Consider the following 16,712-nt stretch of genomic DNA (forward strand, 5'->3'; position numbering starts at 1 on the left):
TCATCATTTCCACTACATTACGAAAACTCAAGTTGTACCGCAGGTACCATCTCACTGTTAACAAAATAACGTCTGGTTGATAATGCTTCCATTTGAACAAACTTTCCTTTTCCATACTAATCACACACCCTTTCTAGAGTAATAGTATCAGTATGTCCAAGTTTTATAGATTTATTGTAATTATCCTGAAGTTTTTGCACCAGAACCCTTCGGATGTCCTTTTGAACAAAGTAAATATTCTCCTCTAACCTGGATGGATTTATGCCAGGATTTCCATGGATATTTTCTCTGTTATTATGGCTCAATGAACTTTGGTGAGATTGATTAAATGAGATAGAACCCAACATAAAATGCCACCACTTTCCCTAGATTAATTGATACCATAAGTATAGGGGTCTGCGACGCATTTCGGCTTTGCCGAACCATGCACAGCATGGCAACAACACACCTTGGGCTTTGCCCAAACCCACTGGGGAACTCTTCCACAGCCCCCATAAAAAAACCCCCACCCCCCTCATTTTTTGAGGGGGCTCCCTCGCCGGTAGGCAGGGTCAAACGCGTACCGTTTGACAACCACAAGAGGGTTTGGGGTGTAGTGAATCTGTCAACTCCTTAATGCTCCCTCCGGTCCGCTTACCGTTGACAGCCGCCATATATAACTCGTTTAATTACATTCATTTCATTCCACCTATTGGCGACTGAATACCTGATCCACCACAACACCCACATTTTCTGCCACTGTGACAACACGGACAACATCCACTTCCTTGACAATGATGACATCCACTTCCACCACAACAACAACACATACCCATACCACTACAATAACGACAAAATCCTTCACCTTGGCAACAACGACATTTCTGCATCCCACCAGTTCCGTAAGGCATTGACATTTGCATAGACTCACCTCCATAAAAGAACCACATAGTATACATATTTATGTGATGTCAAATTGGAGCATGGTCTATGATTGTATTTCATTTCACGATTTTTAATCTATAAAATCAACATCATACAATAACAAATGAATCTATAAGACAAGCTAATACATGTATTCCTTTAAAAATAATTATGATTATCAAATTATATATTGTAGAGACCCTTGCAAAAAAACGTATTTGTTTTTAAAACTAGCATATTATAAATATCTGTAAAATATAGTTAAAATGGTGTAGGTAAGATATATATATAATCTTCGTTTTTTAAACGAAGATTTTTTTACATTTTATTATATTTATTTTAAGAAGACAGACTCAAACTCATAATAAGAGCATAATTTATGAATAGTTTCTCCCTTGGAATAGGCGCTAAGGAATGCAAAGATAACTTTTATCTGTATCACTTAAATCCATCATATTTTTTATATGATGGATTTTTTTAAAAAATTTTATTTGTATAAATTATGATAAGGTTGATGAAACTACATTAAAAAAGTGGATTATAATAAATAAATGAAACACGCTTCTAGTCTATGGACTATACTTTATCTGTTGTAGCCTTGGAATAAAGTTTAATTAAATTAACTTAATAAACCTTTTTACAAATTATCAATCTTTTTTATAAATCATCGAACTTTATTTCAAATCAACAAAAACACCTATAAAATATAAAAGACGAAGAATCACAAAACGTTAAAATAATAACGCCTTGTAATTTTCCATCTTTTCGCATTAATTACCCACTTCTTTTTTTACCTACATACCAATAAACATATTCATGCTATTAGGGCCCCAATTTTCTCCCATGAAACCTGACATTCCCTCTAAGTTAACGAAACATGGAAGTACAGTATGCATTACACCTCTCATTGCATTAACCCTAAAAGTTATGACAAATTTCATTTTCGAATTATCAACGGGTGCTATCATTCCCATATCTGGACGTATAGCGTTTTCCGCCGTAAGTGCATCTTTCATCCCTACACTAGCAATACCAACGGGACCCATATTACTTCTAATCCAATAATTCGAGACATTTGTTGCAGATGCCAAATCAGTTGCTTTATCATAAGTTATTAAAATTTGATTAAGATTAATTTGTCTAGCCTCGAGAAGTATAGGATGAGCAATCATTTGTCGAGGAAAATTAGTTAACATAGTATTCCTCCATTTTTTTTTGAAATAGATAAATTACCTAGATAATATATGCAGACTTTTGATTTGAATTCGCGATAAAAAATTCAGTAAATGCCCTCTAAATTCTTTTCCAAGTTTTCTCCCCTTGTCCAACAAATTTAAACGAAGCATTTGATACTCTTCGTGAAAAAATTGTACTAGATCTTACTTTAAAAGTTTTAAAACTTTGTTCTAAGAGAACTGCTTTTTTTCAAAACTTCGCATCTTTCTTATAAACATTGTGACTATATTTTAAATTCATAGTTCGATTAATCGAAAAAAAATGTTGCACTACATTAATTCAATTTTAATTTACATGGCGATAAACGCATTTCTACTGAAAGGACCCCAGTTCTCACCATCAAAACCTGTCTTCTCCTCTAAATTCACAAAACAAGGGAGCACGATATGCATTAGACCTGAGATAGCTTTAAATCTAAATGTCATGATGAATCTCATATTGGTATTGTCAATAGGTGTAATCATTGCTACATCAGGACGTATTGAGTTTGATTCTGTAAGTGCCCAGTCCATTCCCTCAGTTGTGATTCCATTGGTAATGGGATGTTCTATATTACTTCTAATCCAGTAATTTGAAACATTTGTTGCAGATGCTAGATTAGTCCTCTGATCATAGGTAATTAAAATTTGATTTGGTTCAATTTGTCTAGCCTCCAAAAGAATAGGATGAGGCAACTTTTGTCGAGTATCATGATAATAAGCCACTATTTGTACCTCCACAAATTGATAAAATGGTCAATTAATTAATTATTTATTGTATGAAATTTAACTTGTTTAAGGTCACAATAAGCAAAATTATAGATAGTTACACCATTCTTATTCCCTTCATACAATATGTATTGATTAAATGACTACGCTTTTATAAAAGGGGGTACAGCAAATAATGCTTTATTCTAGTAGACCGTCTCAAATGTATTCAGGACAGATGATGCCTTATTCTGGTATGCCATCTCAAATGTATTCAGGACAGATGATGCCTTATTCTGGTATGCCATCTCAAATGTATTCAGGACAGATGATGCCTTATTCTGGTATGCCATCCCAAATGTATTCAGGACATATGATGCCTTATTCTGGTATGCCATCTCAAATGCATTCAGGACAGATGATGCCTTATTCTGGTATGCCATATTAGATGTATTCGGGACATATAATACCTACAGACAGTCAAACACCTCAAATGATACCTCACCGAGTTCTTGTTGTTGCAAGATAAGCAGTACGTAATCAAATTAAAATAACTTAACAACCCACATTAGCAACAAAGCATCAAGAAAAGGCATTCCAAATATGGAACGCCTTCTTTTATTTTATAAAATTATCAACTTAAACCTATTTTTCAAATATACTCTTCAACAATCTGAAATAGGTGTACCAACAACATTTTAACGAAAATATACGCTAAGCAAAATTTGCCATAAGAAAACGTTGATCTTACAAAAACGTAGGTATTTGTGACAAATGTACTTCATTGTAAAAGGTGATGAAAAGAGCTTAAATAGTGTCTCAAAACTCATCTTTAACCCAAAATTTCAATTCAAATCGTATTATTGAGTTTTGAGAATCCCTTAGCGTATAAAAATGTTAAAATGTGCGTGCTACCCCAATTAACAAACGTACATATTATTAAAATTAAAGTGGTTCAAGTTGGAGGAAGGTACTCACTTGAGTGTCTTTTCTTTATTTATAAACGGACCTGCTCAATTAATCCATAAAAACATAAAGTAAAATAAATCCGTTAACGTACATGTGTGACCTTAAATTTTTTCCTCTTACCAAAAGGAGCGATCGATATGGGCTATGGTGGTAGTTGTGGATACGGTGGTAGCTGTGGCTGGGGTGGCGGATTCGCCTTACTCATTGTACTCTTTATCCTATTAATCATAGTTGGAGCTAGCTGTTGGGGCGGTGGATCTGACTGCTAAAAAGAGGCACTCTTGAGAGTGTCTTTTCTTTATTTATAAACGGACCTGCTCAATTAATCCATAAAGACATAAAGTAAAGTGAATCCATTAAAATGACATAATAACTTGCCCATTGTTCTATCTCCTAATTAAAGGAGGGAAAAATATGAGTTTCGGTGGTTCTTGCGGTGGCTTTGGTGGCGGATTTGCTTTACTAATCGTTCTATTCATCCTGTTAATCATTATTGGATGTAGTTGTTGGGGCGGCGGCGGCGGATTCGGATACTAGAAAAGAAAAGCTCGTTTCTTATTTGGAAAATGATAAGAAACGAGCTTTTCTTTCTATCATTAAATCTTATTTATTTACTCAATAGACGACTCCAAAATGATTTTTTCTGTTCTGAAGCTGCTATTAGGCGCTTACTATCTTGTATTTCTCTTAATACCTGCATTAATTGAATATCTGGTTCTGGTGCAAAAACTTTGAAGTATATGAAAATGGTCTATCAAACTTGGAAATACTGATAGTACTACTCTATAAAAGGTGTGTGATCAGTATGGAAAAGGAGAATTTATTTAAGTGGAAACATTATCAACCAGACATCATCTTATTAACTGTACGTTGGTACCTACGGTACAACTTAAGCTTTCGTGATTTGGTGGAAATGATGGAGGAACGAGGGTTATTCCTGGCTCATACAACTATTATGCGATGGGTACATCAATATGGGCCGGAGTTTGATAAACGAATTCGACCTCATCTCAAACAAACGAATAACTCATGGAGAGTGGACGAAACATATATAAAAGTAAAAGGACAATGGATGTATTTATATCGTGCCGTTGATTCTGAAGGAAACACGATTGACTTTTATTTGAGTAAATCTAGAAATCATAAGGTTGCAAAGCGATTCTTCAAGAAAGCCTTGCGGTCTTTTCATGTCTCAAAACCTCGTATCATCACGGTTGATAAGAACCCTGCTTATCCAATTGCTATCGAACAGTTGAAGAAAGAAAAAAGGATACCAATAGGTACCAAAATCCGAAGGATAAAATATTTAAATAACATAGTAGAACAAGATCATCGTTTTATTAAAAAACGTATACGTTCTATGTTGGGATTTAAATCATACAAAACATCAGCCTCTTTATTGAGTGGTGTTGAAGCCATGCATATGGTCAAAAAAGAACAAATTGATTTGCAGGACCAGTCTGTCCAAAATCAGAATGTTTTTATCAACCAGCTGTTTGGATTAACTGCTTAACAGGTGATTCCGTTAGGAATCCTAGATTCTTTTTTATTTATTATCTTTTTGCACCAGAACCTAATATATGTATTTATTAGTAAGAGGTGTTTAATTTTCCAAATATATATCTTTGTAAATAATAAAAAAGGACAGTTTTCAACTGTCCTTTTTTCTATCTTTTAAAGATAGTTACCGAACAGGTAATTTAGGGTTTTGGGGTATAAGATGATTATCATCTCATTGTTAATGTATGTAAGTAATACAAAATGGCTTGTACAATTGTTGAAATTAGTAATTTTTTTTTGATAAATTAGTTAATTAGGCACTTGATAGAGGAAGAACATCTACTCCATTAATTTATTTCTTTCATAATATATAGTACAAATAAGTTTTTTAGGAAAAAGGGGTTATGTTAAATGTCTTTTGAACGTAGATGTGAATGTGATGAATGTAATAGAAACCGAAGAAAAAGAGACCGTGAGGAAGCAAGAGAATTGAGGAATTTTGAAGGACGAAGAAGATTAAATGGTTTACGGGAAGGCGACAAAATTAGAGTTTTTTCAGGTGGAGATCCGATCGATGGAATAGGAGTCTTTATTCGTGTAGAGGATGGATTTCTTATTTGGGTGGATGCTACTGCGAATATTAATATGACAAGCCTAGATGCTATTAGTGTTCAACGAGTAATTTAATAGCATTTTAAATAAATATAAGTAAAAGATAGGGGGAAAGCTCTTATCTTATTTTTTTAGGAATTATTATGTTATGTAGATTAAACGAAATATTTAAATACTTAAAAAAGAAGGGATTTATATAAAATAAATCCCTTTAATAAGTTTATAGAAAGGTAGAATACATTATATGTGTAGGTTTTTAATTAGGTTTGTACATTTTTAATAAATTTATTTATTTTATGTAAAAGGTGCCAAGAAATACTTTGTAGTTTTATTTCTTGGCATGGGTATTTATTTGGGTCATTTGGATGCCGACCTTACAATAGTATATGTCAGCTATATGAAATGGTTTATTATTTATGTTCAGTTAATATAATTTAGAAAAGAAAAACACCTATTTTTTAATAGGTGTTTTTCTTGCAAATTGGCTTATAAATTAAGGGAAAGATTTTTCTTTTAATTAAAATTTATTAATCTTCTCTATGATCATGTTTATGTTCGTCATGTTCTTTACAATGTCTGCGACGTTTACAACAGAAACGATCACAATCAGGTGAATTTATAGAGATTACGTTAATTTTGTTAATTGCAATACGTGCTAATCCCGGGAAACAATCAAAGTCAGATAAAATGATTACGTTGTTTCCTTGAAAACCTTGGAATGTTGCACTTGTAGGTGGTTGACAATCATATTGAATAACAATACAAGTACCAGGAGTTAATGTTCTTAAGAATTGTAATAACTCTGGATTGTTATTCATTTCTCTTCTATTGTCTTCTCTTTCTTCTTTTCTGTGATGTTCTCGTCTGTGATGATCACATCTGTTAAAATCACAACCTCCACCAAAACCAAAACCCATAAAATTACCCCCTTTCGTTCGTCAGTACATCTTATGCTCGTCTAGAAAGGATGGTGTGAGTATATGAGTCTAGTTAAGTGTGGATTTTTTATTTAATTATGAAATTTGTTTAATAAGGATCTTTTTATGTATCATCCCTTAAATATTATATCCTAATAACGTATTATTAAAAAAAATTTGCCAACTTGTCTATTTCAATTCTTATGCTCGAACATATTCTATTTTGATAACTAATAATAAGTTAATTTAATAGAATTACATTGTTAGGTGTCAAAATTAGAAGTAAAGGAAGGTTATAGAGAATGGATAATGATGAAATTCTAACTCTGTTGCAAGCATTTCAATTGGTTGGGGCGAGAGTTGTATTATTTTTGCCATCATTTCACGTAGAAGGAATTATTACACAAATTGGAACAAATTTTGTTACTCTTCGTCGTGGTAATGGGGAAGCTATTGAAGTAGAAAGTAATGCGAACGGTGGAACTCTTGAAAATCCAAACCAAATTAGTGTTATGATTGCTAGCATTTTAGCGGTAAGTGATGATCGAGGAGCATAATAAATTAAAAATGTACTGGGTATTATAAATACCCAGTACATTTTTGTATAATGTGTTTATTATATAATACATACTTATTATAGGAGGGGTATAGGTGTGTCAGTTTTGTTTTAATTCTGATAATGGTAAACGTAAATTTAGATTGATTGATATAAATCCGATTCCTCTTATCGCTCCATTTAAATCAGGAAGGAATTTTGATACTTTATTAGAATCAGAAAAATCTTCTGATGTTTTATTAAAATCAAAAATGTCCTCTAACACCTCTTTAGAATTAAAGGGATCTTCTTCTTATCATTCAGTAGTGAATAGTTCTAGTAATAATTTTGCAGAATTAACAAATGAGATTAGAGAACTTTTATATGCTTATCAGTTGCTTCATTTACGTACTGTATTGTTTTTAGAAGGAATTCATATTAAAGGTTTTATAATGAATGTGAGTCGAAATTTAGTTACTGTTATTGGACCAAATGTAGAAGTAGCAAGTAATTCAACTGGTAATATTATAGGTTTTCCGAACAAATTTAATGTTAGACTTGAGTCTATTCAAGCAATTGGTGATGTAAAATAGTTTTCTCGTTAAAATGTAAAAAACAATAGGGTAAAGAGTGATTTTTAATGTTGATTTATATTATATGGCAAAATTAAATCGAAAATGTATCAAGAATATTATCTTTTTCTTCTTTGTTAATTCCAATATATTTTAGATTGACACTCCTTGCCTCTTTAGGGATCGGAGTGTCAGATTCATGCATATTAAGTAATATCAAGCACATAATAGCAGCGACATCGGGAAATGTTAATCTGTACGTTAGAGTTACCCCTTATATTTTGAGAAGGCCCTGAATAAGGTTTCTTTTTGCTACACCTTTTGAGAATGACAAGCATATACTAGAGTGTGGGGGAAACCACTTTATATATAGGAGCATCTAACAATTGTGGATGCTCTTTTTATTTGCACACAAAGAATTGTTAAAAATACTATATTGAAGGGGCTATTCTACAAACTCCTTTTTAGAGGGACATGTATTCCCCAATAGAGCTGTGTCATGTGAAAGGGAAAAACATTGTTATTTATTTCATTCTCATAATCTTTCAAGGGCACTTAAGTTTTTTTGAACATTCCTTTCATAATCAGGAATAGCTACTCTACCAAAAATAAAGTCGGCTTGTACATATTTTATTTGGAAGTGTATCATAATTTGGAATTGAACAGTCTGTGTAAGTTCTATGTCTCTATTAAATGATCTTCGCAACAGAACTTTGCTCCTTATTTATATTGAACTAATCGCCACTTAACCTCCTCACGGACTGTGTGAAGTGGGATATTCCTAAGTACGGAAACCTAACGGTTCTAATCAATTAAGCTATCCCTGTAGTTCCTACGGTTAAGAGAGAGATCGCTTCGTTGTAGCTTTGAAATAAAGTTTGATCAAAATGGATTCTTCTCCAGCAGATTTAAGATTAGTTTTTATAAAAAAATTTGATTATTTCTACCCATATTCTTCCGCAATCGTGCCCTTTTGCGGAAGAATATTGATTTATTTTGGTGAAAAAAAACAACATTTAGGTTCCTTATGACATTTTTCTAATATAAGTTGCAACATTGCCTAAACAACAACTACCTTGTGGATTGTTTACTTCACAACCACATCGGTTTTCTTTTATGTTTTCGCGAATATGCTCTACTGGATTAGGAGTAAGTCCATTTTCCACATATTGTTTAATTTTTTCTTTTGTCCAATCAAAACAATAACAAATTGGTGTAGTTGCTGAGTCATCTTTTTGATGTACAGCTACCTTTATGTCAGATACAAAATGCTTTTTATTATTCGTATCAAAATAGACTACATCACAATCTTCGTTTGAACAAAAATAGTGATTTTCTTTAGCATTTAATGTTTCTAATGCTGATGGTTTAAGCAATGATTTTAGTGTAATCAACTTTACAATCTTAGCTTTATTTTTACATGATGGACAATGACCATTATTTTCAATTTTTATTCCTTTAAGGTTACTACAACAATCTTCCATTGTTCTTCCACCTTTACAATTTATTATTTTTATAAATATTCTTCTGCTTTCTTTTCTGAATCCATTAAGGCTTCGATAATAGGACATTCGTAAATATCTTTGTTTTCGGGACATCTTTCTTTAAGGTCTATCAACATTTGTTCAATTTTTTTAAGGCCTTGAATTTTACGTTGGATGTCCTCTAATTTAAGAACAGTGAAATCATATATGTCACGGCACTTTGCTTCATTGCGATCGACAACCCCTAGCAATTTGTCAATTTCATTTAAGGTAAACCCCAATTCCTGCGTCCGTTTTATGAAACTCAAACGATCGACCATTTGTAGGGAATACATTCGGTATCCTTTTTCGGTACGATTAGGCTCTGGAATTAAGCCTAAACGTTCATAGTATCGAATGGTCTCCTTGTTAACGCCACACTTTTCAGCCAGTCCTCCAATACGATATTGCATCTATCTCACCTCATATAAAGTATAAACCCTGTACCATAGTACAGGGTCAAGGGAAGTATTATTTACTATATTATCGATCTACTTTCTTAAAATAAACCGTCATTTTTCAATAAGCCTTACTCAACAATATGGCCCTTTAGTAGAGTAACTTTATTGCTACTCAACAGTTCCTTAATCTACCTTTCAGTTTAAATCTTCTTTTCACCATAAAAACACCCCTTTAGATAAACAGATCCAAAGGGGAAAAACGTCGCGACTTTATTCAAAAGATCGTGTCTTTTTTATAAACACCGTGACTTTATTTAAAAGCGACATTCGTTTCTAAGATTTAGTCCTGCATTAACATCTCTATCGTGATATGTACTACAAGAAGGGCAATCACACTCACGAAGATTAAGATTTTTTAACGTCTTTATTTTGGTAAATGCAATTCGAACATAGTTGACTAGAAATAAATGTTTTTGATATAACTACATCTTGCTTCACGTACCATTTTCTTTTTTAATTGAATACGCTCGTCAGAGAAAAAAATGATACGTTAATCCTTTCTCCGCTTCTTTATAAGTATGATTCCACATAGTAAGAAAACGATTAAATACCAAACGACTGCAACCAATGGTTCTCAAGGCTTTTATTCTTGATTCTAGTAAAAACGTAGGCTTATGCCTACCGACATTCATCTCCCACCTAAAATTGGTGTTCCACACCTTCACATTTTTGAGGAGGGAGTCTTCTGTCGGAAAAAGATAACAGTAATCTTTGCCCAGAATTGTTTGTATTGTGTATTAAAATTCCTCTATTAACATATTTAAAGCTTTTGACTTAATCCTTTCATATTCCATAGCTTCAGCAAGTTCATTAGCAAGTAATGGTGATTTTCTAACGTATTTTTCACGAATCACATCATACAATTCGTACGGAAATAACATATCAATGAACATAATTTTCTTCTGCTCTGCTGTTAAAGGAGAAACTGACTCATATGCGTTAATCATAATTTGAAATTGGTCTGCATTCCAAACACCAGTTGTATCTAGTAGGGGAATAATCATTTTACGCAAGTCTCGAATAGGGAGATCGTAAGAAACTGTATCTAAATCAATTACCCAAATTTGATTACTTGGATCTAATAAGGAATTTCCTGTTCCATAATCTTGATGACATAAATTGGGGAATGTTTGTAATTCATCAGTCCATTTTGTATATTCAGATTCCAATAGTCTTTGGTGCGTATGCTTTGCTTCTAAAATGAAAGCATCAATTTCAGCCAAGTACAATTGTGAAAATGGGTCATCCGGCATAGTTGCGGATAAATTTTTCCAAATCTCCATCTGCTGAAATCTTTTAATGTAATGATTGGGCCAACGTCCCAGTTTTGTAAAGATCGGTATGCCTGGTGGCGGTTTATAGCCAATAGAAGCTACATGAAAATCTGCTAACCCTTTCATAATCATTTCAAGATCTTCTTGCATTGTAAGCTCAAACGGTCTTCCCTCAATCCACTCATAAACAACAAATAAAAATGGACCGTGTTTTGTATATAACTGATTCACTTTGCTTGGAATTATGCTCGGAACACGCATGCCTTTTTTTGCGAGATAATCTTGAGCATGAATGGAAAATAAAGCCTTTTTTTCAGGACGATGAATTCTCTTTAAGCAAAATGGTCCATCTGTAGTATGAATTTTCCATACTAAGGCCAGTTGTCCACCTTGTATTAATTCGATTGTAGTCGCTTGAATGTCCCAATGTTGAATCATTGTCTCTGCCAATGCTACTAATTTTTGCTCCTCTTCGGGCGATAATGTATACACCGCTTCTTCATTATGATTCTCCACATATACCACCATCCTTTTATACTCTCTTATTACTGTATGGTACATGACCATTTTTGCTCTAGCCATTTGCCTTTAAAAAGAAAAAGTACTATTTACCAAATTCAATTATAAAAGATGAAAAAACGTTTGATAACTCACAAATATAAGGGTTTCTTCGTAACATATGAAGAAAGTTGTATTTTATGAAACAGGGAGGCGATTTAATGAAAATTGCGATAATATCCACTGAAAAGCTACCTGTACCAGCTGTACGGGGGGGAGCTATTCAAATTTATATAGATTCTGTTGCTTCCATTATTGCTTCAAATGGAAAAAATGTGACAGTTATTTCTATAACAGATCCTAATTTAAAATCAGAAGAAAAGAATAAAGGTGTAAGGTATATACGTTTTCCAGAAGAGGAGTATCTGCCTTATGTTATTAAACATTTGGAGCAGGAAAAATATGATGTGGTTCATTTATGTAATCGTCCCAATTGGATTACAAATTTACGTGAGGCGGCACCACAGACCAAATTCGTGTTAAGTGTGCATAATGAAATGTTTGCATATGAAAAGATAAGTGATAAAGAGGGTGAAGCATGTATTGCAGCTGTTTCCAAAATTGTAACAGTTAGTGATTATATAGGAAAAACGATTACCTCGCGCTTTCAAACTGCAAAAGCAAAGACAAAAACAGTATATTCTGGTGTAGATGTAAATGAATATTATCCTTCGTGGACCGTGAATGGTACAAAAGTTAAAAGTCATGTGCAAAAACAGTTGAATTTACAAAATAAAAAAATAGTTTTGTTTGTTGGACGCTTGAGCAAAGTAAAGGGTCCTCATATTTTGCTACAAGCTCTCCCTAAAATAATTGAGGAGAATCCAGACATTGTAATGGTTTTTATTGGTTCAAAATGGTTTGGAGATAACAATGTAAATAATTATGTAAAACATTTATATACCTTAGGCGCAATGTTTCCAGAACATGTAGTCTTTATTAAATTTGTTAAGCCAAAGGATATTTCAACACTTTATGCTATGTCAGATATTTTTGTTTGCTCTTCACAGTGGCAAGAGCCTCTTGCTAGGGTACATTACGAAGCAATGGCAGCGGGGGTACCAATTATTACAAGTAATCGAGGCGGTAATCCTGAAGTTATTGAAGAAGGAAAAAATGGATATATTGTCAATGACTTTGAGAATCCTGATGCATATGCAGAAAAGATAATTAATCTATTAAATAACGAAAATAAAAGAAAACAGATAGGGAAATATGGACGTGCGAAGGTCGAAAAAGAATTTAATTGGGACCGGGTTGCCATGGATTTAATGAAAGTGTATGGGGAAGTTTTATAAAATTTAAGAGGAGGATGATGAGAGTTGGAAGAAACAACTGGATTAGAGAGTGAACATTTAAAAAAGGTCCTTAGCTTTTATTCATTTGAGGTAAGTAATATCATTTTACAGTCAAGCAGAAGTGGGAGAACAATTTGGGAAGTTGAAACAGAAGAAGGATTGAAAATATTAAAACAAGCACATATGCACCCCAAAAGGATGCTATTTATTGCTGGAGCACATTTACATCTCCTTCAAAATGGATTACCAATTACAAAAATTCATAAAACAAAAAGAGAGGGATTTTGTATCGGATCTGATGGATATGCGTATGTACTATATGATAAGCATCAAGGGAAAGAAGTCATATATTATAATAAAGAACAATTAGAGAAGGTACTAATATATGCAGGTAAATTTCATCAAGCATCAGAAGGATATATTCCGATGCAAGAAAGTAAAATTCGGAGTCGATTAGGAAAATGGCATAAATTATACAGATGGAAATTACAAGAATTAGAAGGAAACAAAAGAATTGCACTCTCCTTTCCAGATGATGTATTTTCAACTATGTTTTTAGAGTACGTCGATAAGATGTTAGCACGTGGTAAGAGAGCATTACAAGAAATAAATGACCCATATTATGACCAATGGACAAAAGAAGTTATTGCATCTAACAGTTTTTGTCAGCAAGATTTTACTTTAGCAAGATTTGCAGAAATAGATGATGCTATGTTTATGAAAGAGCTACATTCTATTACAAGTGATTTACCCGTGAGGGACCTACGTATCTTTTTAAATAAAGTGATGAAAAAAATGTCAGTTTGGGATACTAATTTAGCAATTCATATGTTGAGTGCATATGATTCAGAAAATTCCTTATCAGAAAAACAATTTCGTGTTCTTTGGACTGATTTATCGTTTCCTCACTTATTCTGTGCAATTGCACATAAATACTATTTAGGACAAAAGCGTTCTTGGTCTGATGAAAAGTATATTTGGGCATTGCAAAATATCATTGCACTTGAAGACTCTAAAGAAGAATTTTTACAAAATTTCTCTGATATTTACCACGAAATCAAGAGCAATAGTGGAGGGAAATAAGATGAATTCAGAACAAGAAGAGATAGTAATCCCTATTTTAGATTTAGAGAAATTTGTGTTTTCTCCACCAGGGCCAATGGGATGGGAATTGTCAGAGTATGAGCAGCAAAAAAATATTGTACTAAATGAATCTTCTGTGCTAGAGAATTTAGCGATTATTAAGGAAATAGAATTAGAGGAGTTACCCAAAATCGGATTGCTAGATTTAGAAGAGCAATCCCCACAAAAAACTACAATAATTGATGAAGTAAAAGATAAAGAGGTTCAAAATGCAATAGAACTAGAAGAGCAATCCCCACAAAAAACTACAATAATTGATGAAGTAAAAGATAAAGAGGTTCAAAATGCAATAGAACTAGAAGAGCAATCCCCACAAAAAACTACAATAATTGATGAAGTAAAAGATGAAGAGATTCAGAAGACGAGGAAGAAGACGACGAAGAAGAAGAAAAAGAAGAAGGCGAAGAAGAAAAATACAATAGAACTAGAAGAGCAATCCCCACAAAAAACTACAATAATTGATGAAGTAAAAGATGAAGAGATTCAAAATGCAATAGAACTAAAAGAACAAAACCCAGAACAAAATGAGGTCGTTCCAACTCAAATAGAAAAGCCGAAAGTAAAAGTCAAAATTATTACTCCCGATCATCCATTAAAAACCCCGTGGATAGCAAAATTAGTAAAGAATGCTAAGGAAAATGAATAATGAAATTTCCGCAAATATATTAATCTTTTCATATTTTTTCAACATAGTATATATAAATCTATATTGAAGGAGTTAGGTAAATGGCTGATGTGAAAAGAGCAAAAATAAAACTAGATGTTGAGAATGGCTTTAGTGTTAATTCAGATGGTGATTTACAGGAAGTTCTAAAAGCTCTAGCTGAAATAATTCAATCTGGTACACATAATGGTGTAGAGGTTGAAATTCAATATGCTGATGAAACAGAAGTTATCTTTACAGACGAGGAAGAAGAAGAAGACGACGAAGACGAAGACGACGAAAACGAAGACGACGAAGACGACGAAGACGAAGATGAAGACGATGAAGATGAAGATGAAGATGAAGACGATGAAGATGAAGATGAAGACGATGAAGATGAAGACGAAGACGATGAAGACGATGAAGACGAAGACGATGAAGATGAAGATGACGATGACGATGAAGATGAAGACGATGAAGATGAAGACGATGAAGACGATGAAGATGAAGATGACGATGAAGACGATGAAGACGATGAAGATGAAGACGATGAAGACGATGAAGACGATGAAGACGATGAAGATGAAGACGATGAAGATGAAGACGATGAAGATGATGAAGATGAAGACGATGAAGATGAAGACGATGAAGATGAAGATGAAGACGATGAAGATGATGAAGATGAAGACGATGAAGATGATGAAGATGAAGACGATGAAGATGAAGACGATGAAGATGAAGACGATGAAGATGAAGACGATGAAGATGAAGACGATGAAGATGAAGACGATGAAGATGAAGACGATGAAGATGAAGACGATGAAGATGAAGACGAAGACGACGAAGACGATGAAGACGACGATGGTGAAGAAGAAGACGCGTAAAATAATTAGCACTAAAATACGCTTGGTTCTCCAAGCGTTTTTTGTTCTTCAACATATACATAAGAGGCAGCCTTTATCATTTTCCGACAGAGACTCCTTCCTCAATTTGCGTGAAGGTGCGATAGCACCAGCAAATAGGTAGGAGATGAATGTCGGTTGGCGTAAGACAAAATGTTTGTTACCATATACTTGTACAGATTGCTCTTTGAAAACTGAAGATATGAGGTTGGTTGCAGAAAAATCGTTGCAACCGTAAAATTTTCAACGTTCAATCACCCCACGCTTGCCGAAGTTGCGAAAACCAAGCTAAAGTAGGAAGCGTGGTGAGTCAACGTGCAAGATACTTATGTTCTCACCGTAGGAACTGCGGACAGAGCCTGCTAAGATAACTGGTGAATACATCGGTGTTCGCAGGAATCTCCCACTTCAAACAGACCGCAGGGTCGTTAAGTGGGGGGTAGTTCAAATCAAATAAACGTATTTATTTTTTCGATAGAAGGCTCCTTCCTCAAAAATATAAAGATGTGAAGCACCAAATTTAGGTAGGAGTTGAATATCGGCAGGCATTAGCCTATCTTTTTTGTATAATACAGGTACCATACACAAAGACGAGGTGCAATCCATATTAATCAATAAGGTTTACAAATTTCGCATTTATCCGAATCAAAAAAACAAAGTCTGAATTGCGAGAACCATTGTTTATAGCCGTTTTGCATTTAATCGTTTCCTCGCTATGCGGAATCATACTTATAAAAAAATGGGGAAAAGATTAACGTATCATTCTTGCTCTGCCGAGTTTACTCAATAAAAAACAAAATGGTACGGGAAGCAAATTGGAGTTGTATCAATAATATTTATTTCTAGTCAGTTATGTTCGAATTGCGTTGATCAAAAAAAAACGTTAAAAATCCAAATCTTCGCGAGTAGGATTTCCCTTCTTTTAGCACACATATTACGATTGAGATGTTAATGTAGGACAGAATCTTAGCAACAAAGTG

The 16,712-nt window shown here is 33.6% G+C and carries 20 protein-coding genes and 4 pseudogenes; 12 read left to right on the forward strand and 12 right to left on the reverse strand.

Features of this window, described 5'->3' with window-relative positions:
- From FT637_RS27380 to FT637_RS27400, 5 genes and pseudogenes are all read right to left on the reverse strand, one after another.
- Positions 1-115, reverse strand: a pseudogene (locus tag FT637_RS27380) (IS6 family transposase); the annotation flags it as partial.
- Between the two features lie 46 nt (positions 116-161).
- Positions 162-347, reverse strand: a pseudogene (locus FT637_RS27385) (mobilization protein); the annotation flags it as partial.
- Between the two features lie 327 nt (positions 348-674).
- Positions 675-902 carry a hypothetical protein gene (locus tag FT637_RS27390; protein WP_193648936.1) on the reverse strand — a complete coding sequence of 76 codons (228 nt, stop codon included), beginning with the start codon at positions 900-902 and terminating at the stop codon, positions 675-677.
- A 795-nt stretch (positions 903-1,697) separates the two neighbouring features.
- Complete coding sequence (locus FT637_RS27395) at positions 1,698-2,099, reverse strand: hypothetical protein (RefSeq protein ID WP_193648937.1); 402 nt, start codon at positions 2,097-2,099, stop codon at positions 1,698-1,700.
- 330 nt (positions 2,100-2,429) lie between these two features.
- The gene (locus FT637_RS27400) at positions 2,430-2,843 is read right to left on the reverse strand and encodes a hypothetical protein (protein ID WP_319805973.1); all 414 of its coding nucleotides are present in this window, start codon (positions 2,841-2,843) and stop codon (positions 2,430-2,432) included.
- 178 nt (positions 2,844-3,021) lie between these two features.
- On the opposite strand from FT637_RS27400, the gene FT637_RS27405 reads away from it, so the two are divergent.
- The 3 genes from FT637_RS27405 (at position 3,022) to FT637_RS27415 (ending at position 4,331) form a co-directional block, all read left to right on the forward strand.
- Positions 3,022-3,273, forward strand: coding sequence for a hypothetical protein (locus tag FT637_RS27405; RefSeq protein WP_193648938.1), 252 nt, complete (start codon positions 3,022-3,024; stop codon positions 3,271-3,273).
- 658 nt (positions 3,274-3,931) lie between these two features.
- Complete coding sequence (locus FT637_RS27410) at positions 3,932-4,063, forward strand: YjcZ family sporulation protein (RefSeq protein WP_193648939.1); 132 nt, start codon at positions 3,932-3,934, stop codon at positions 4,061-4,063.
- A 145-nt stretch (positions 4,064-4,208) separates the two neighbouring features.
- Positions 4,209-4,331 (forward strand): YjcZ family sporulation protein, encoded by a 123-nt coding sequence (locus tag FT637_RS27415; RefSeq protein ID WP_053081437.1) that lies wholly within the window; start codon positions 4,209-4,211, stop codon positions 4,329-4,331.
- Positions 4,332-4,401: 70 nt separating this feature from the next.
- On the opposite strand, the pseudogene FT637_RS27420 reads toward FT637_RS27415, so the two are convergent.
- Positions 4,402-4,506, reverse strand: a pseudogene (locus FT637_RS27420) (DUF3967 domain-containing protein); the annotation flags it as partial.
- Between the two features lie 93 nt (positions 4,507-4,599).
- Here FT637_RS27420 and FT637_RS27425 point away from each other — a divergent pair.
- Together FT637_RS27425 and FT637_RS27430 are read left to right on the forward strand one after the other, a co-directional pair.
- Positions 4,600-5,307, forward strand: a complete 708-nt coding sequence (locus FT637_RS27425; RefSeq protein WP_193648941.1) for an IS6 family transposase — start codon at positions 4,600-4,602, stop codon at positions 5,305-5,307.
- 398 nt (positions 5,308-5,705) lie between these two features.
- Positions 5,706-5,981: a hypothetical protein gene (locus tag FT637_RS27430; protein WP_193648942.1), complete on the forward strand. Its 276-nt coding sequence runs from the start codon at positions 5,706-5,708 to the stop codon at positions 5,979-5,981.
- Positions 5,982-6,433: 452 nt separating this feature from the next.
- On the opposite strand, the gene FT637_RS27435 is transcribed toward FT637_RS27430, so the two are convergent.
- Positions 6,434-6,823, reverse strand: a complete 390-nt coding sequence (locus tag FT637_RS27435; RefSeq protein ID WP_097833033.1) for a hypothetical protein — start codon at positions 6,821-6,823, stop codon at positions 6,434-6,436.
- 302 nt (positions 6,824-7,125) lie between these two features.
- Between FT637_RS27435 and FT637_RS27440 the strand changes: the two genes are divergently transcribed.
- Together FT637_RS27440 and FT637_RS27445 are read left to right on the forward strand one after the other, a co-directional pair.
- Complete coding sequence (locus tag FT637_RS27440; RefSeq protein WP_193648943.1) at positions 7,126-7,380, forward strand: hypothetical protein; 255 nt, start codon at positions 7,126-7,128, stop codon at positions 7,378-7,380.
- Between the two features lie 94 nt (positions 7,381-7,474).
- A complete protein-coding gene (locus FT637_RS27445; RefSeq protein ID WP_193648944.1) occupies positions 7,475-7,951 on the forward strand; it encodes a hypothetical protein in 477 nt (158 codons plus the stop codon).
- A gap of 1,004 nt (positions 7,952-8,955) precedes the next feature.
- Here FT637_RS27445 and FT637_RS27450 read toward each other — a convergent pair.
- The 5 genes and pseudogenes from FT637_RS27450 to FT637_RS27470 all read right to left on the reverse strand — a co-directional run bounded on the left by FT637_RS27450 (position 8,956) and on the right by FT637_RS27470 (position 11,755).
- Positions 8,956-9,414, reverse strand: a complete 459-nt coding sequence (locus FT637_RS27450; RefSeq protein WP_193648945.1) for a putative iron-sulfur cluster-binding metallochaperone — start codon at positions 9,412-9,414, stop codon at positions 8,956-8,958.
- Positions 9,415-9,443: 29 nt separating this feature from the next.
- Positions 9,444-9,866, reverse strand: a complete 423-nt coding sequence (gene merR1 / locus FT637_RS27455) for a mercury resistance transcriptional regulator MerR1 (RefSeq protein ID WP_193648946.1) — start codon at positions 9,864-9,866, stop codon at positions 9,444-9,446.
- A gap of 302 nt (positions 9,867-10,168) precedes the next feature.
- Positions 10,169-10,367, reverse strand: a pseudogene (locus FT637_RS27460) (zinc ribbon domain-containing protein); the annotation flags it as partial.
- Positions 10,368-10,384: 17 nt separating this feature from the next.
- Positions 10,385-10,546: a helix-turn-helix domain-containing protein gene (locus FT637_RS30715; protein ID WP_227493986.1), complete on the reverse strand. Its 162-nt coding sequence runs from the start codon at positions 10,544-10,546 to the stop codon at positions 10,385-10,387.
- A gap of 105 nt (positions 10,547-10,651) precedes the next feature.
- On the reverse strand, positions 10,652-11,755 hold the full coding sequence (locus FT637_RS27470; protein ID WP_193648963.1) for a CotS family spore coat protein: 1,104 nt from the start codon (positions 11,753-11,755) through the stop codon (positions 10,652-10,654).
- A 152-nt stretch (positions 11,756-11,907) separates the two neighbouring features.
- Between FT637_RS27470 and FT637_RS27475 the strand changes: the two genes are divergently transcribed.
- The 5 genes from FT637_RS27475 to FT637_RS30175 all read left to right on the forward strand — a co-directional run bounded on the left by FT637_RS27475 (position 11,908) and on the right by FT637_RS30175 (position 16,522).
- Positions 11,908-13,044, forward strand: a complete 1,137-nt coding sequence (locus FT637_RS27475; protein ID WP_193648947.1) for a glycosyltransferase family 4 protein — start codon at positions 11,908-11,910, stop codon at positions 13,042-13,044.
- A gap of 24 nt (positions 13,045-13,068) precedes the next feature.
- On the forward strand, positions 13,069-14,127 hold the full coding sequence (gene cotS / locus FT637_RS27480) for a spore coat putative kinase CotS (RefSeq protein ID WP_193648948.1): 1,059 nt from the start codon (positions 13,069-13,071) through the stop codon (positions 14,125-14,127).
- 1 nt (position 14,128) lies between these two features.
- Positions 14,129-14,833, forward strand: coding sequence for a hypothetical protein (locus FT637_RS27485; protein WP_193648949.1), 705 nt, complete (start codon positions 14,129-14,131; stop codon positions 14,831-14,833).
- 80 nt (positions 14,834-14,913) lie between these two features.
- The gene (locus FT637_RS27490) at positions 14,914-15,714 is read left to right on the forward strand and encodes an AAA family ATPase (protein ID WP_193648950.1); all 801 of its coding nucleotides are present in this window, start codon (positions 14,914-14,916) and stop codon (positions 15,712-15,714) included.
- A 694-nt stretch (positions 15,715-16,408) separates the two neighbouring features.
- On the forward strand, positions 16,409-16,522 hold the full coding sequence (locus tag FT637_RS30175; RefSeq protein ID WP_319805974.1) for a helix-turn-helix domain-containing protein: 114 nt from the start codon (positions 16,409-16,411) through the stop codon (positions 16,520-16,522).
- Positions 16,523-16,712: the final 190 nt, after the last annotated feature.

Source organism: Bacillus cereus, from assembly GCF_015071065.1.
Lineage (GTDB): Bacteria > Bacillota > Bacilli > Bacillales > Bacillaceae_G > Bacillus_A > Bacillus_A cereus_BA.

Excerpts from the sequence above, each read along its gene's own strand:
- FT637_RS27390 (WP_193648936.1), bottom strand. The coding sequence starts at position 902 with ATGCAAATGTCAATGCCTTACGGAACTGGTGGGATGCAGAAATGTCGT.
- FT637_RS27395 (WP_193648937.1), bottom strand. The coding sequence starts at position 2,099 with ATGTTAACTAATTTTCCTCGACAAATGATTGCTCATCCTATACTTCTC.
- FT637_RS27405 (WP_193648938.1), top strand. The coding sequence starts at position 3,022 with ATGCTTTATTCTAGTAGACCGTCTCAAATGTATTCAGGACAGATGATG.
- FT637_RS27410 (WP_193648939.1), top strand. The coding sequence starts at position 3,932 with ATGGGCTATGGTGGTAGTTGTGGATACGGTGGTAGCTGTGGCTGGGGT.
- FT637_RS27415 (WP_053081437.1), top strand. The coding sequence starts at position 4,209 with ATGAGTTTCGGTGGTTCTTGCGGTGGCTTTGGTGGCGGATTTGCTTTA.
- FT637_RS27425 (WP_193648941.1), top strand. The coding sequence starts at position 4,600 with ATGGAAAAGGAGAATTTATTTAAGTGGAAACATTATCAACCAGACATC.
- FT637_RS27430 (WP_193648942.1), top strand. The coding sequence starts at position 5,706 with ATGTCTTTTGAACGTAGATGTGAATGTGATGAATGTAATAGAAACCGA.
- FT637_RS27435 (WP_097833033.1), bottom strand. The coding sequence starts at position 6,823 with ATGGGTTTTGGTTTTGGTGGAGGTTGTGATTTTAACAGATGTGATCAT.
- FT637_RS27440 (WP_193648943.1), top strand. The coding sequence starts at position 7,126 with ATGGATAATGATGAAATTCTAACTCTGTTGCAAGCATTTCAATTGGTT.
- FT637_RS27450 (WP_193648945.1), bottom strand. The coding sequence starts at position 9,414 with ATGGAAGATTGTTGTAGTAACCTTAAAGGAATAAAAATTGAAAATAAT.
- merR1 (WP_193648946.1), bottom strand. The coding sequence starts at position 9,866 with ATGCAATATCGTATTGGAGGACTGGCTGAAAAGTGTGGCGTTAACAAG.
- FT637_RS30715 (WP_227493986.1), bottom strand. The coding sequence starts at position 10,546 with ATGAATGTCGGTAGGCATAAGCCTACGTTTTTACTAGAATCAAGAATA.
- FT637_RS27470 (WP_193648963.1), bottom strand. The coding sequence starts at position 11,755 with ATGGTCATGTACCATACAGTAATAAGAGAGTATAAAAGGATGGTGGTA.
- FT637_RS27475 (WP_193648947.1), top strand. The coding sequence starts at position 11,908 with ATGAAAATTGCGATAATATCCACTGAAAAGCTACCTGTACCAGCTGTA.
- FT637_RS27485 (WP_193648949.1), top strand. The coding sequence starts at position 14,129 with ATGAATTCAGAACAAGAAGAGATAGTAATCCCTATTTTAGATTTAGAG.
- FT637_RS27490 (WP_193648950.1), top strand. The coding sequence starts at position 14,914 with ATGGCTGATGTGAAAAGAGCAAAAATAAAACTAGATGTTGAGAATGGC.